The organism is Paracidovorax wautersii (assembly GCF_031453675.1).
Taxonomy (GTDB): domain Bacteria; phylum Pseudomonadota; class Gammaproteobacteria; order Burkholderiales; family Burkholderiaceae_C; genus Paracidovorax.
The window spans coordinates 1,332,592-1,346,423 of the sequence record NZ_JAVIZX010000001.1; the positions used below are offsets into that span (position 1 = coordinate 1,332,592).

Annotated in this window: 16 protein-coding genes and 1 pseudogene; 9 read left to right on the forward strand and 8 right to left on the reverse strand. The window is 71.2% G+C overall.

The annotated features are described in order from the left end of the window. Window positions 1–30: 30 nt before the first annotated feature. The 6 genes from QE399_RS06165 to QE399_RS06190 all read left to right on the forward strand — a co-directional run bounded on the left by QE399_RS06165 (window position 31) and on the right by QE399_RS06190 (window position 4,262). Window positions 31–1,455 (forward strand): FAD-binding oxidoreductase, encoded by a 1,425-nt coding sequence (locus tag QE399_RS06165; RefSeq protein WP_309827111.1) that lies wholly within the window; start codon window positions 31–33, stop codon window positions 1,453–1,455. An 88-nt stretch (window positions 1,456–1,543) separates the two neighbouring features. Continuing rightward, window positions 1,544–2,014, forward strand: a complete 471-nt coding sequence (locus QE399_RS06170) for a hypothetical protein (RefSeq protein ID WP_309827113.1) — start codon at window positions 1,544–1,546, stop codon at window positions 2,012–2,014. 98 nt (window positions 2,015–2,112) lie between these two features. Then, window positions 2,113–2,646: a hypothetical protein gene (locus QE399_RS06175; RefSeq protein ID WP_309827115.1), complete on the forward strand. Its 534-nt coding sequence runs from the start codon at window positions 2,113–2,115 to the stop codon at window positions 2,644–2,646. Continuing rightward, window positions 2,643–2,996, forward strand: coding sequence for a hypothetical protein (locus QE399_RS06180; RefSeq protein ID WP_309827117.1), 354 nt, complete (start codon window positions 2,643–2,645; stop codon window positions 2,994–2,996). The genes QE399_RS06175 and QE399_RS06180 overlap by 4 nt, the downstream gene beginning before the upstream one ends. Window positions 2,997–3,077: 81 nt before the next feature. Beyond that, window positions 3,078–3,602, forward strand: a complete 525-nt coding sequence (locus QE399_RS06185; RefSeq protein WP_309827119.1) for a hypothetical protein — start codon at window positions 3,078–3,080, stop codon at window positions 3,600–3,602. Between the two features lie 240 nt (window positions 3,603–3,842). After that, window positions 3,843–4,262, forward strand: coding sequence for an HdeA/HdeB family chaperone (locus QE399_RS06190; RefSeq protein WP_309827120.1), 420 nt, complete (start codon window positions 3,843–3,845; stop codon window positions 4,260–4,262). Between the two features lie 66 nt (window positions 4,263–4,328). On the opposite strand, the gene QE399_RS06195 is transcribed toward QE399_RS06190, so the two are convergent. Further along, window positions 4,329–5,603, reverse strand: coding sequence for an MFS transporter (locus QE399_RS06195; protein ID WP_309827121.1), 1,275 nt, complete (start codon window positions 5,601–5,603; stop codon window positions 4,329–4,331). A 50-nt stretch (window positions 5,604–5,653) separates the two neighbouring features. Here QE399_RS06195 and QE399_RS06200 point away from each other — a divergent pair, with 50 nt between their 5' ends. Both QE399_RS06200 and QE399_RS06205 read left to right on the forward strand, forming a co-directional pair. Next, on the forward strand, window positions 5,654–6,571 hold the full coding sequence (locus QE399_RS06200; RefSeq protein ID WP_405043273.1) for an AraC family transcriptional regulator: 918 nt from the start codon (window positions 5,654–5,656) through the stop codon (window positions 6,569–6,571). A gap of 125 nt (window positions 6,572–6,696) precedes the next feature. Further along, window positions 6,697–6,945, forward strand: coding sequence for a hypothetical protein (locus QE399_RS06205; RefSeq protein WP_309827125.1), 249 nt, complete (start codon window positions 6,697–6,699; stop codon window positions 6,943–6,945). 31 nt (window positions 6,946–6,976) lie between these two features. On the opposite strand, the gene QE399_RS06210 is transcribed toward QE399_RS06205, so the two are convergent. Together QE399_RS06210 and QE399_RS06215 are read right to left on the reverse strand one after the other, a co-directional pair. Continuing rightward, window positions 6,977–7,834, reverse strand: coding sequence for a CbtA family protein (locus QE399_RS06210; protein ID WP_309827127.1), 858 nt, complete (start codon window positions 7,832–7,834; stop codon window positions 6,977–6,979). Window positions 7,835–7,870: 36 nt separating this feature from the next. Continuing rightward, the gene (locus QE399_RS06215; RefSeq protein WP_309827130.1) at window positions 7,871–8,083 is read right to left on the reverse strand and encodes a CbtB domain-containing protein; all 213 of its coding nucleotides are present in this window, start codon (window positions 8,081–8,083) and stop codon (window positions 7,871–7,873) included. A 237-nt stretch (window positions 8,084–8,320) separates the two neighbouring features. Between QE399_RS06215 and QE399_RS06220 the strand changes: the two are divergent. Further along, window positions 8,321–8,975 (forward strand): annotated as a pseudogene (locus QE399_RS06220) (flavin reductase family protein). A 290-nt stretch (window positions 8,976–9,265) separates the two neighbouring features. Here the strand turns inward: QE399_RS06220 and QE399_RS06225 are convergent. The 5 genes from QE399_RS06225 to QE399_RS06245 all read right to left on the reverse strand — a co-directional run bounded on the left by QE399_RS06225 (window position 9,266) and on the right by QE399_RS06245 (window position 13,812). Next, entirely contained in the window at window positions 9,266–9,961 is a 696-nt protein-coding gene (locus QE399_RS06225) for an N-acetyltransferase (protein WP_309831953.1), read from the reverse strand. 255 nt (window positions 9,962–10,216) lie between these two features. Then, window positions 10,217–11,260, reverse strand: a complete 1,044-nt coding sequence (locus tag QE399_RS06230) for a peptidoglycan-binding protein (protein WP_309827132.1) — start codon at window positions 11,258–11,260, stop codon at window positions 10,217–10,219. A gap of 210 nt (window positions 11,261–11,470) precedes the next feature. Then, window positions 11,471–12,196, reverse strand: coding sequence for a class I SAM-dependent methyltransferase (locus QE399_RS06235; RefSeq protein ID WP_309831955.1), 726 nt, complete (start codon window positions 12,194–12,196; stop codon window positions 11,471–11,473). Between the two features lie 134 nt (window positions 12,197–12,330). Next, a complete protein-coding gene (locus QE399_RS06240) occupies window positions 12,331–13,263 on the reverse strand; it encodes a ParB/RepB/Spo0J family partition protein (protein ID WP_309827133.1) in 933 nt (310 codons plus the stop codon). A gap of 3 nt (window positions 13,264–13,266) precedes the next feature. Then, on the reverse strand, window positions 13,267–13,812 hold the full coding sequence (locus QE399_RS06245; RefSeq protein ID WP_309827135.1) for an RBBP9/YdeN family alpha/beta hydrolase: 546 nt from the start codon (window positions 13,810–13,812) through the stop codon (window positions 13,267–13,269). Window positions 13,813–13,832: the final 20 nt, after the last annotated feature.

Sequence of the window (13,832 nt, forward strand, 5' to 3'; positions counted from 1 at the left end):
GACCCCCCGCGATTGCCAGGAGACACCCCCATGAACGCCCCCGCCACCCCTGCCCATCTGCTGCCCGGCGCGCCGCTGCGCCCCGTGCCCGATGCCTTCATCGATGCCCTGCGGGCGCGCTTCGGCGAGCAGTGCTCCACCGCGCTGGCGGTGCGCGAGCAGCACGGCCGCGACGAGGGCTCGATCCAGGCGCCCCCGCCCTCGGCCGTGGTGTTCGCCGAGACCACGCAGGACGTGGCCGACGCCGTGAAGCTGGCCGCGCAATGGGAGGTGCCCGTGATTCCCTACGGCGCCGGCTCGTCGCTCGAAGGCCACCTGCTGGCCGTGCAGGGCGGCATCAGCATCGATGTGGGCCGCATGAACCGCGTGCTGCGCGTGGATGCGGACGACCTCACCGTCACCGTGCAGCCCGGCATCACGCGCAAGCAGCTCAACGAGGCGATCAAGGACACGGGCCTGTTCTTCCCCATCGACCCGGGCGCGGACGCCAGCATCGGCGGCATGTGCGCCACGCGCGCCAGCGGTACCAACGCCGTGCGCTACGGCACCATGCGCGAGAACGTGCTGGCCCTGGAAGTGGTGACGGCCAGCGGCGACATCATCCGTACCGGCACGCGCGCCAAGAAGAGCGCTGCGGGCTACGACCTCACACGGCTCATCGTGGGCAGCGAAGGCACGCTGGGCCTCATCACCGAAGCCACCGTGCGCCTGTACCCGCTGCCTGAGGCCGTGAGCGCCGCCATCTGCTCGTTCCCGAGCATCGAGGCCGCCGTGCGCACGGTGATCCAGACCATCCAGCTGGGCGTGCCGATCGCGCGCGTGGAACTCATCGACGCGCAGACCGTGCGCCTGGTCAACGCCCACAGCAAGCTCGGCCTGCGCGAGGAGCCGCTGCTGCTGATGGAGTTCCACGGCTCGCCCGCCAGCGTGAAGGAGCAGGCGGAGACGGTGCAGGACATCGCGGGTGAGTTCGGGGGCAATGCCTTCGAATGGGCCACCACGCCCGAGGAGCGCACCCGCCTGTGGACCGCGCGGCACAACGCCTACTTCGCCGGCGTGCAAAGCCGCCCGGGCTGCCGCTGCATCACCACCGACACCTGCGTGCCCATCAGCCGCCTGGCCGACTGTCTGCTCGACTCGGTGGCCGAGGCGGATGCCAGCGGCATCCCCTACTTCCTCGTCGGCCACGTGGGCGACGGCAACTTCCACTTCGGCTACCTGATCGACCCCGACGACGCCGACGAGCGCGCCAAGGGCGAGGCCCTGAGCCACAGCCTGGTGGCGCGCGCGCTGGACATGGGCGGCACCTGCACTGGCGAACACGGCGTGGGCATCCACAAGATGGACTTCCTGCTGCAGGAAACGGGCGACGGCGCGGTGGACATGATGCGCGCCATCAAGCGGGCGCTGGACCCGAAGAACATCCTGAATCCGGGGAAGATCTTCGCGCTGTGATGGTGCCACGGCCTGACGCCAGCGCGTAATGTTTCCGATCCGACAGTGGCTCTCCTCTGGCCGTTTCTGTTCCACATCCAAGGATCGCATGCCGCCGCCCACCGCTCAGGTTCTCGATCACTGGCCCCAGCCTGGCACATGTTCTGAAGCACGCGTGCTCGCTTCGGAGACGCAGTTGGTCCTGCAGTACACCACCCGGGATGATGCCGTCGCGCTCATCCAGTTTCCCTTGGTACTCGCTTTTCAGTTCGGCTCGCCCAACGACGAGGCGCTCGGGGGCCACCCGCTGGCGCGGTTGGGCCTCCAGCGCTATCAGGTCCACCGCGTGGAGCACTCCTCTTGGATCGAGGAACTCGAGAAGCGCAACGCGGTGCACCCACGACATGACAAAGACACCTTCCTGGCGCATCTCGTTCACTACATCTTCACGTTCCAGGACGCCACCCTGGAATGCATCGCATGCGAGAGGCCTTTTGGGAAGGCGGAGGTACGGGTGTTTGCATCAGCGACCGACTCCCAGGCCGCGTGGGCCCAGCTGGTCGCAAAGGTGTTCCTATGACACAGCGGCGGGCACCCCCCGTTCAACCTGGTGTGGTGGGCCGTGCCGGCCCGCCGCCGATACGCCGAGCCGGGCGCCACACGTTCCCGGGCCATCCCATGAAAGCTTTTGCCATCGCCGTGTCCTTGCTCCTGGGAGCGACGCTCTGCCATGCCCGGCCACTCAGCACGGACGAGGTCCTCGCCCTCCCGATCACCGAGGTCGAGGCCAACCTGCCGGACTCGCATCCGGCCGTACTCTATGCCTACGCCAAGCGCTTGTTCGCGCAGGAGCAGCGCAGGAATGAAGCGGTGATGTGGTTCTACGCGGGCCAGATGCGGTTCCGCTTTCTCCTCGCAGCACAGCCGGCGCGGCCACCGGACCGCGAGGCGGGCATCATGGCCTCGCTGAACTCCACCATCGGCCAGACACTGAACGAATGGGCCGGCGGCTCGCCGCAGGATTGGGCGGCGTCCATCGACCAGGCCCTGGCCTGGGATGCCGCGCACGGCAACGCCGTGACATCGCAGCAGACCCATGAGAAGGCGTGGCAGGAAACGCGCAGCGGCCTGGCCGGGCTGCGTGATTCCATCCTGGCGAACGCGCAGGACATCCGCAAACAGCGCGCCCAGCGCGGGCTGGAGAACCGGTGAGCCCGGGCCCCGAAGGAACGCGGTGCCGCAAGGTGGCGATGGCCCGCGCAGCCTGCCTGCTGCTCGCCCTGCCGCTCAGCGCCTGCTACACGCCGGACGCCGCGCGCCTGTCCGCACAGGTCGAGCGGCTGGCCAGGGCGGGCATGCCGGTCTCCACCGCCGTCGACCGCCTGGAGCGCGATGGCTTCCGGTGCGACACCACCAGCCAGGCACCGGCGATCGATTGCAGCCGCAACCGGCACGGTGCCGTGCTGGCGACCTGCATCGAGCGGGTGCTCCTGCAGCCGGACGCGGCAGGCCGCCGGGTGGATGCGGCCATGGTGCCGCCCATCGCCTGCGCCGGCCTGTAGCCACGGCGGCCACGGCAGCGGGGCTTGATCCACAGGTCGTTCGACCGGTATCGTCCCCCCATCCACCGCCCCTAGTCCGCCATGCGCCCTCTTCGCCAGCTGCTTGCATTCCTCGGCTCCGCACCGGCCAAGGCCCCCGCGCCTGCCGTCCAGGACACGGACCCGATCGACTACGACCAGCTCATCCCGCTCGATGCCGAGCGGCTGGCGGAGCAGGGCATTGCGGCCGCGTATGCCGAGGTGCTGCCCCAGCTCCAGCGCTACGCGGCGTCACCGCTGGCGGTGCACGAGGAGGTGGACGACGACACCGGCGCCTATGCCGTGCGCGCCGGCCCGCACCGGTTTGCCGTGTACGGCCCGGGCCTGGACAGCGGCGAGGACTGGGCCCGTGCGGCGGTGGCGCTGTTTGCGCTCGTGAACGCGAACCTGGAGGGGTCGCCGTACCGCTTCTATGCGCTGTACGGCGATAACGACCTGGCCGGTGTCTTTCTCACCGAGGAACAGTGCGCGCAGGCCCGGCGGGCGATCGCCTCGCGCTCCAGCTGGCCGTACATGCCGGTCATGCAGCCGCCGCACTATGGCTTTCCGGTGGGCGGCGGAGGGTGAGGCCTTCCACCAGGTCGCGGTTCCTCCGGGTGTTCTTTTAAGCGCCCTTTAAGTCGGCGCTCCTACGCTGGCACCGCCGCTGAAGCGCACCGCCCTGCTCCGGCGGTCTGCCTCAACGGCAAGGTACCGCGGCGGCCCGCCGTGGCGCCCTGCGCCCTGACGGATGCAGACGCCGCACGGCAGAGCGCTGGCGGATTGCACGGGCGCTTCGCCGCTCGCCCCTTCGTCCAGGAGAACACCATGAGAGTGCTTGCCAGCCTGTCCGCCCTGTCCCTCGCCGCCGTGACCGCCACCGCAGCGATGGCGCAGACCCCGAGTCAGCCGGTCGCGCCGGCCAGGCCGGCCGTGAAGACGACCTGTGCGGACTACATCGGCATGAAGGAAACCGTGAAGCCGCAGTTCATCTACTTCGCCGTGGGCCACGGCAAGCAGGGCGGCCAGGACGCGGTGTTCGAGGAAGGCGTGGTCGAGAAGGTCAAGCCCGAGCTGGACCAGTACTGCGCGGTGCACCTGACCCACTCCGCCTATGAGAAGGTGCTGGCGGCCAGCATGGCCTCGGAGCCCGCAGGCGCCGCCGCGCGACACCCGGGCCCGCACAGCGCGCATGCAAACAAGCCGGCTGCAGCGGCTGCGGCCAAGATGCCGGCGGCCCCCCAATAGGCAACGCTCAGTGCACTGCGGCACCCATCGGCCCGCTCCGCAGAGAGCGGCGCCGGAGCCGGCCGATCAGGCCATGGCCGCGCGCTGGCTGCGCGCCCGCGCCGCCACGCCGATGCCGACGACCCCCGCGGACGCCACGCCCAGCACCAGCGCTGCGGCCGAGCCGTAGAAGATGCCGGAGGTCATGCCCGCATCCAGCATGGCGCCGAAGACCGGCGCGGCCACGCAGAAGCCCAGGTCCAGCCCCGAATACACGGTGCCGTAGACGCGGCCGGTGGCGCCGGGGGGCGCTGCGCGCTTGATGAGCATGTCGCGCGAGGGGCCGGCCAGGCCGGTGCCCACGCCCGCGAGCGCCACCAGCACCATGGCCGCCATTCCGGGCAGCACGCCGGTACCGGCGATCACCAGCATGGCCGCCGTGGCCAGCAGGCAGACGGTGATGGTGCGCTCCAGCCGCGCCACGCGGCCAGCCAGAAAGCCGCCCACCACCATGCCGGCGGCGCCGCACAGCATGTAGCCCGTGACCACCATGGACGTGACGGACAGCGGCAGGCCGTACATCTTCTGCAGCGTGGGGCTGGCGAAGCTCTGGATCACGCTGAGCGAGCAGGTGGTCCAGAAGAAGAACGAGAAGCACAGCCACACGGAGGGCAGCTTGAGAAAGGCCATGGGGTGCTCGGCCCCGCCTGCGGCCGTAGGGGCCGCCTTGGCGGCCGCAGCCGTACCGGAGCCCTGCCGATCGTCCAGCGCGTCGCGATTCCAGACCATGATGGCCAGGATCACCAGCGCCAGCAGGCCGCCGCACAGACAGGCCACGCGCCAGGAGCCCGTGGCCGCGGTGATGCCGGCCATGAACACGGGTGCCGTGGCCCAGCCCAGGTTGCCCGAGATGCCGTGCACCGAGAAGCCGTGCCCCAGCCGCTGGGGCGACACGCGCTTGTTGAGGATGGTGAAGTCCACCGGGTGGAAGGGCGCATTGCCCAGCCCGGCCAGCGCAGCGGCCACCATCAGGCCCGCATAGCCGCCCGCCGTGCTGGCCACGATGCCGGCGGCCACGAAGCTCGACAGCGCGAAGAACAGCACGGGCCGCGCGCCCACGCGGTCCACCAGAAAGCCCGACAGCGCCTGGCCCACGCCCGAGATCACGAAGAACACCGACACCAGCAGGCCCAGCTCGGAATAGCTGAAGCCGAACTCCGCGATCAGGAACGGGAACAGCGGCGGCAGCAGCAGGTGGAAGAAGTGCGAGGAGCCGTGCGCCAGCCCGATCAGGCCGATGGTGCGGGCGTCCTGGCGCAGCGGGGCGGACGAGGCTGCGGCGGTGTCGTTGAGGGAAGTCATGGCGGTGATCTTACGGAGGCGATCCGCGTCCGATATGCGATAGTCGGCCAATGACTGTCGCCAACCCGCCAAGCACACCAGCGAACATCGCCGGACCCGGCCGCGCACCGCAGCTGCGGCCGGTGCGGCCGATGTCGTACGTGGACTCGCTCACGCCGCACCTGTTCGTGCCCAGCAGCGCCCGGCCGGTGCGCGCCAAGACGCGCCAGCTGCGCGCCGACACGCAGGTGATGCCGCACAGCCACCCGTGGGCGCAGGTGGCCATCTCCACGCAGGGCGTGATCCGGCTCACGGTGGCGCAGGGCACGTACATCGTGCCGCCGTCGCGCGCGCTGTGGATTCCGCCCGGCGTGGAGCATGCGGTGACCATGGTGGAGGACGCCGATCTGCGCACCCTGTACTTTCACCAGGCGCGCGGGCGCTGCGGCCCCGGCGTGCCGCGCGCCGAGGAGGCGCCCTGGCGCCAGTGCCGCGTGCTCGAGGTGTCGGACCTGCTGCGCGCGCTGGTGCGCGAGATGCCGACCACGCCCGACGACACCGCGCCCCCGCTCTCGGCCGACGCGCTACGCCGCGAGCGCCACCTGAGCGCGCTGATCGTCGAAGAGCTGCGCCGCGCCAGCGCCGTGAAGCTGGGCGTGGACCTGCCGCGGGACAAGCGCCTGCGCCACCTGTGCGAGGCCGTGCTGGCCGACCCCACGCGCCACGAGACGCTGGCCGACTGGGCGCAGGACACGGGCGCCAGCCCGCGCACCGTGGCGCGCCTGTTCCGCCAGGAGCTGGGCAGCACCTTCACGCAGTGGCGGCAGCAGGTGATCCTGGCCAAGGCGGTGGCGCTGGCCGCTGGGCGCCGGCCCATCAACCAGATCGCCGCGGAGCTGGGCTACAACAGCCCCAGCGCGTTCAGCGCCATGGTGCGCCGGGCCGTGGGCGAGGCGCCGGCGCGCTTCCTGGGATCGCAGCAAGGCTGAGCCGGCCGGCGGAGCGGATGGCTGCGGCGCTGTGGTCCGGCGGAGGGCGGGCATCCGACGTTTTGTCCGACGCCGTGCGGCCAATGCCCGGCCTAGGCTGGATGCATCGATTGCCATGGAGGCCCATGATGGACACCACCACCGACCGCAACACCGGCAGGCCCGACCTGCCGCAACACACCCGCCGTGCCCCGCCAGGGCAGGACCGCCGCCGTGCGGCTTGGATCATCCTGGCCGTGGTCGCCGCAGCGCTGGCGCTGGGCGCGATCCTGACCTTCACCGGGTCGGACGAAGACCCCTACCTGCCCGAGGCCCGCACGGCGACGGGCGCCGAGGCGCCTGCGATACCGGTGCCCCCCGCACGCAGCAATTGACGATCTTGATGGCGGGCGCCGCTCGCCCGGCTCAGGGCGTGCTGCCCGCCGCGGCGGGGCCTGTGGGCAGGCCCGTGTCCAGCGCAGCGACAAGCGGCGGCTGGATCCAGCGACCGAACACCACCGCGCAGGCCAGGGCCATGCACGCCCAGAAGGTGGCGGCGATCCAGGCCGTGGCCTGCAGGAAGCGGGCGTCCAGCGCCTGCAGCTGGCGGTGGGCCTCGCCGCTGAAGCCCGCCAGCGGATCCGCCGTGATGTGGGGCGCGCCCCACACGAAGGGGGCCGCCAGCAGCACGGCGGCCAGTGTGAAACGCCATGCCCGCCTGCCGAAGGCCAGTACTGCGCAGGCCGCGGCAGCACTGCCGGCCGCCATCAGCCACCAGCCCTGGCGTGAGCCCAGCCGGGCAGCGTCCATGCCGGGAATCTCGGCCGGCAGGCCCAGCGCCGGCCACTGGTAGAGGCTGAGCCAGCCGGCGGCAGCCACGGCCGCGGCCAAGCGCAGCGGCGAACGCGCGGCGCCCCGCTGCCAGACCCACACGCCCATCACCGCCAGCACCAGCAGCGCCATGCTCAGCGCGTGCAGCACGTTGGCCACCCACGTCCAGAAGGTGCGCTCCGCGCCATCGGACGGGCTCCAGGGTTCAGGGGCCGGGGCATCGGCGGCTGCGGCGGCCGCCTGCGCGGGGGCGTGCGCGGCATGGGCGCTGTGGCCGGGCTGGGCGGCTTCAGGCACCGGGGCCGCGGCGGCCGGTTCGGCCTTCTGGTCCTCGAAGGTCTCTGCCGCCAGGATGATGGGCACGGCCCAGCGCTGGTGCACCCCGGTTTGCACGGAACCCACCAGCAGGGCCGCGGCCAGGGCAGCCCAGAGCAGACGTTGGAACAAGGCCATCAGACAGTCCTCCTGCGCGTGGCGCGCCGATGCGGCTCAGTGGCAGGGCTTGACGGTGACGTGGCGCACGTCGTGCGCGGCGTTGTGGGCCAGGGGGCTGTCGGCAAAGGCCACGCCGTACAGCAGCACCAGGCCCAGGCCGGCCGCAGCGGCCAGCGGGCGCCACAGCTGCGTGGCCTGGACAGAAGCGACGGCGACGGGGTCCGTGCTCTGCACGGCAGGGGCGGAAGACGAAGGCAGGGGATTCATGGCGCACAACCTCGGCAGGCAGGGGTGGAACACAGCCAGAACGACAGGACTTGGCAAGATGCCGCCAGGCATTCGCGCTGGCACGTCGGTGATGGCACGGCGCAGTATAGGGCGGAGCGCAGCTGGGAGACATTTCTTATGAAACCAATGGGGCCTCAGCCCTTTCATATCAAGCGCATGCAGCTATTATTTTGGTAGCAATTCACATCCTGGCGCCCTGGTGTATCGTTTTGCGCCATGAGCACGCCCGCCCCCTCTTCCTCCGCCCCGTCGCCATCCTCCATCCACAGCTACACGCCGCGCGACGGCCATGGGCTGCCGCACGATCCGTTCAACGCGATCGTGGGGCCGCGGCCCATCGGCTGGATCGCCAGCCGCAGCGCGGCCGGGGCCGTCAACCTCGCGCCCTACAGCTTTTTCAACGCCTTCAACTACACGCCGCCCATCGTCGGCTTTGCCAGCATCGGCGCCAAGGACACGCTGCGCAACGTGCAGGAGACGGGCGAGTTCGTGTGGAACCTGGCCACGCGCCCGCTGGCCGAGGCCATGAACCAGACCTGCGCCGCCGTGGCGCCCGAGGTGGACGAGTTCCAGCTGGCCGGCCTGACCGCCCTGCCCTCCGACGCCGTGGCCGTGCCCCGCGTGGCCGAGAGTCCGGTCACCTTCGAATGCCGCTGCACGCAGATCCTGCAGCTGCAGGGCGTGGACGGCGTGGCCGTGCCCACCTGGCTGGTGCTGGGCGAGGTGGTGCGCGTACACATCGACCGCACGCTGCTGGTGGACGGCATCTACGACACGGCGGCGGGCCAGCCCATCCTGCGCGGGGGGCGGGCCGGCGGATTACTTCGGCATCGGGGCGGAGCAGCGCTTTCTGATGCACCGGCCCCGCTAAGAACGTGTTGACGATCTCGCAGGGGTCGCGTTGGAGCGCCATCGGGATGCGTGGAGGCTGCGGGTGCGCCGCATGGGCTCGTGCCCATGCAAGCGGCCGGGGCGTCCAATCGCCCGATGTCGCTTCAACCCGAAGGGCAGCGGTGTGGGCGGGCGGTCTGCAGCGTTGCGGCGCTGGTGGATAGCCGGGCTCCACTGCCTACCGCGCCTTGCATCCCGCCCGCACCGCTGCGCAACCCCTGGGATCGTCAACACGTTCTAAGAAGCTGTTCAAAGCCGCACCGTCGTGGCTCAGCGCATGCCGGTGGCGGCCTGCAGGCGCGCCAGCGTCCAGCGGCGGCCGAGCAGAAAGCGGCGCGTCTGCAGTGCGTCCCGCACCGGCGGCGACACGGCCGGGCCCAGGTAGGTGAGCGCCTTGTCCTGCACGCGCACATAGCCGCTCAGGTGCTCGCAGGCCAGCCGGTCCCACAGCGCATGGGCCCCCGGCGACTGGCGGGCGCCGGTGATGAGGCACATGCCGCCGTCCAGCGCCCAGCGGTACACGGCGGTGGCCAGGCCGCGGCGCTGGTAGGCCGGGGCATAGCGGGAATGCGGCGCGCGCAGGTGGCGGTCGGCCTGGCGGTTCAGTTCGACCAGGCGGTTGAAGACGGTGGTGCCTGCCAGGCACCCACGGCGCAGGTCTTCGATGTAGACATACGACTCGCCATCGGCCTCGCGGTAGTGCACCACCAGGTCGGGGTCGGTGAACAGGGGCATGCGGTCGATGCCGTGCAGGCGGTCGCCGGGCGTATGCAGGCGGCGGTACAGCGCGGCCAGTTCGTCTTCGAGCGTGGCCGCGGGTGGGGCCACGTCGATGCGCAGCTCGGCAGGGCGCAGGGGAGACGGTGCGGCAACGCGCGGAAAGCCCCAGAGGGCTGGCCACGGTAGCGGAGGCGGCTTGGGCCAGGGCAGCCAGGATGAACCGCAGGGCGACAGAGACAGGGACAGGTGCATGGGACGGGCTCCAGCGTGCGCGCCGCGCCCGGTGCGCGGCCCTCCGCAACGACAAAGCCGCGCATGCTAGGGCGAGATCGGCCGGTCGGGGCGATACCGCACCGGGGCAGTGCGACATCGGACCCCGCCCTCCTCTCCAGAACGGCCCGGCAGAAACGGCAACGCGGCCCGGAGGCCGCGTTTCGGTGGGAGTCCGAGGGCAGGCCCGGGGCGCTCGCGCCCTGGGGCCCGCCCGTCAGGCTGTGCCGCTCAGCGCGACAGCGCGCCCTGCGTGGCCGTGTCCAGGCGGCCCGTCTGCGGAATGCCCTGCGCCTTCTGGAACTCGCGCAGCGCCTTGGTCGTGCGGGGACCGGCCGAGCCGTCGGGCGTGCCCACGTCGTAGCCCAGCGCGTTCAGGCGCTCCTGTGCCTCGCGCGTGGACATGGCCGCGCCCGCGCGCGTCTGCGATGGGGCCGCCGCGCCGTCCACCGTCAGGCGCCCGCCGCCGCCCAGGCCCTGGCCCTGCACGCTTTGCGCCTTGTAGTTGCGCAGCGCCACGACCATCTGGTTGTATGCGTCCATGAATGCCGCCGTCAGCACCTTGCCTTGCGCGGTGTTCTGGTAGCCGCCCAGGCGGCCGCCTGCGCTGGAGCCGAACAGCTCGCCCATGCCCGCGAAGTCGCTCTTGGAGGCGCTGCCTTCGGAGGCCGACACCTGCACGCCCGAGCGGTTGTCCACCAGGGTCAGCATGGCGCTGGCTTCGCGCGTCTTCAGGCTGCCGCCGATGGCGGCAATGGCTGCGCCGCCGCGCCCGCCCAGCAGGCCGCCCAGCGAGCCGCCGATGCCGCCGGCGTCGTTGTTGGAGAACACGATCTCGGGCGACAGGCCGTAGTCGGATGCGACCATCTGGCCGCGGCCGAAGTTGCTGCCGCCGCGCATTTCGCCCGAGCCCATCAGCTGGCGTTCACGGTCCATGGCGCGCATGCCGGCGGCGCCGCGCTCGACCACGATGAAGCAGTTGGATTGCTGGATCAGCAGGCGCAGCAGGTTGGAGGTGGGGGGCAGCTTGTATTCGTTGCGCAGAATGGTGTACCAGCCGGCGTCCTGGTTCTCGACCAGGGAGACGGTGCCCATGGGGCTGGAGCACTTCTCCAGCTGGGTGTTCTCGTTGGCGGCATTGGCACCGCCGGCGGCGCCCGTGGCGACCGTCTTGGCGTCCGCACTGCCCATGCGCATGTTGGTGGTCTCGCAGCCGGACAGCAGCATGGCGGCGCAGGCAGCGGCAGCCACCAAGGGCAAGGTCTTCTTGGACATGGAACGATTCCTCTCTCTCTATGAATGGATGGGACGGCCGTCTGCGGGCCCGCCACGCGGTGAGCGCCTCGCCTGCGCCCTGCCAGAGGGCGCCGGATGCAACCAGCGGCGTCGGATCATAGCGCTGGGGAAACGGTTGACAGCGCTACTTGCAAGTTGTTTCCATTCCGCACTGATGCAGCGCAGGCACCGCTGCCGAACCGTCCTGGCCTACCGTTGCGGCATGCGGTAGAGCCAGGCGGTGCGACCGCCCGGCAGCTGCCAGCGGGCGTCGGCCGTGCGGCCGGGCACGGCAAACTCCAGGCTGACCAGCCAGCAACCCGGCGCCAGCTCGTACGCGGCCTTGGCGAAGGCGCGTTCCATGCTCTCCGGGCGCTGGAACAGGTAGACCAGCTGGTAGCTGCTCCAGTCGGCGCGCCAGATGTCGCCGCGGCGCACCCGCGCCCAGGGGCAGCGCAGGGCGCACAGGGCGCGCAAGGGCCAGCTCCATTCCAGCCCGTGCAGCCGCGCCTGCGGGTAGGCCCGGCGCAGGGCGATGAGGCCGTCGCCCAGGCCGCAGCCGGCGTCCAGCACCGCGGCGCCGGCCGGCAGGGGCGCGATGCCGTGCAGCCCGTCGAGGGCGCCGTGCGGCGTGGGAAACAACGGCGCGTCGCGCCAGGCATTCAGGGGGTAGACCAGCAGCAGCAAGGCCAGCGGCAGCAGCCAGGCCCAGGCCGGCACGGCACCCGCGGCGCCGGTGAGCGCAGCCGACAGGGGAAAGCCCGCGGCGATCAGCGTGCGGCGCCACCAGCCCTGGCCCAGCAGGCTGGCCGCAGACCCCACGGCGCAGGCGACGGCCAGCGCGGCCACGGCCGGCAGCTGCAGGCCGCGCTGCAGGCCGGCGAACACCAGCCAGGCGAGGGCCCACGCCAGCAACGCCGGCAGCGGCCACGGCAGCCGGGAGCACCGGCGGTCCGGGGCGGCAGCCTCGGCACCATCACGCGGCGGCGGCGGAGGCGAAGACGAAGTCACGCGGACTGATGCAGCAGGGGGGTGGGCTGGAGAGGAACGGCTGCCGCAGCAGGCGCCCGTCAGGCCCCGCCGCGCAGGCGGTCGATGAGCCCGTTGAGGGCTTCCAGCGAACCGAACTGGATGGCCAGCTCGCCCACTTCTTCCGTGCGGCCGTTGCGCTTGACGCGCTTTTTCACGCGCACCTCGACCTCGGCCATGAGCAGGTCGGAGAGTTCTTCTTCCACGCGCTTCATGTCGCGCGACTTTTCCTTCTTGGGCTTTTGCGGCACCAGGCTGAACTCGGCGCCCAGCTTCTTGACCAGCGATTCCGCCTCGCGCACCGAGAGCTTCTTGGCGGCGATCTGGTTACCGGCCGTGATCTGCGCGGCGCGGTCCAGCGCCAGCAGCGCGCGGGCGTGGCCCATGTCGATGTCGCCGGCCATGAGCATGGTCTGCACCGGCTCGGCCAGGTTCAGCAGGCGCAGCAGGTTGCTGGCGGCGCTGCGCGAGCGGCCCACGGCCTGCGCGGCCTGCTCGTGTGTGAGGCCGAACTCCTTCACCAAACGCGCCAGGCCCTGCGCCTCTTCCAGCGGGTTCAGGTCTTCGCGCTGGATGTTCTCGATCAGCGCCATGGCGGCGGCGGCCTCGTTGGGCACCTCGCGCACCAGCACCGGCACCTCGGCCAGGCCGGCCAGACGGGACGCGCGGAAGCGGCGCTCGCCGGCGATGATTTCGTACTTGCCGGCGTTCTCGCCGTCGGCCAGGCGCCGCACCAGGATAGGTTGCATGATGCCCTGGGCCTTGATGCTTTCGGCCAGCTCGTACAGCGCGCCTTCGTCCATGCGCGTGCGCGGCTGGTAGATGCCGGCGACGAGTTCGGTCAGCGGCAGCGTGCTGGGCGCGCCAGCAGGCTGTGCGGGCGCTGCGGTGTCCTGGGCGCGGGGCTCGGCGACCTTGGGGCCCAGCAGGGCTTCGAGTCCGCGGCCGAGGCCCTTGGGTTTCTTGGTGGCCATGGTTCAGTCCTTGGTGTTCATGAGGGGGGCGAGCAGGGCCAGCCCTGCGGGCCAGTCGCCCAGCCCGGATTCGGCGTTGATGTGGCCGCGCTCGCCCAGGTCGACGAACTCGGCGCCCCAGGCCTGGGCCAGGGACTGCACGCGCTCATAGGTGCAATACGGGTCGTTCCGGCTACCCACCAGCACGGTGGGAAAGGGCAAGGTCTGGCGGGCGATGGGCGTCCAGCCGGGCAACAGCGGGGCGACATCGGGGTGCTCCACGTCGCCGGGCGCCACCAGCAGCGCGCCCTGCACCTTGTGGGTGTTGCGCGAGTGGGCGGCCCACCAGGCGGTGAGGATGCAGCCCAGGCTGTGGGCGACGAGCACCACGGGGCCGTCGGCGTCCACCACCGTCTCTTCCAGCCGGGCGCTCCAGTCGCCACGCAGCGGGCGCATCCAGTCGTGCTGCTCCACGCGGTGCCAGCCGTGCTGCTGCTCCCACAGGGTCTGCCAGTGGCCGGCGCCGGAGTTCTGCCAGCCCGGCAGGATCAGCACGTTGGAGGGCTTCATGCGGTAATGCTACTTATTTG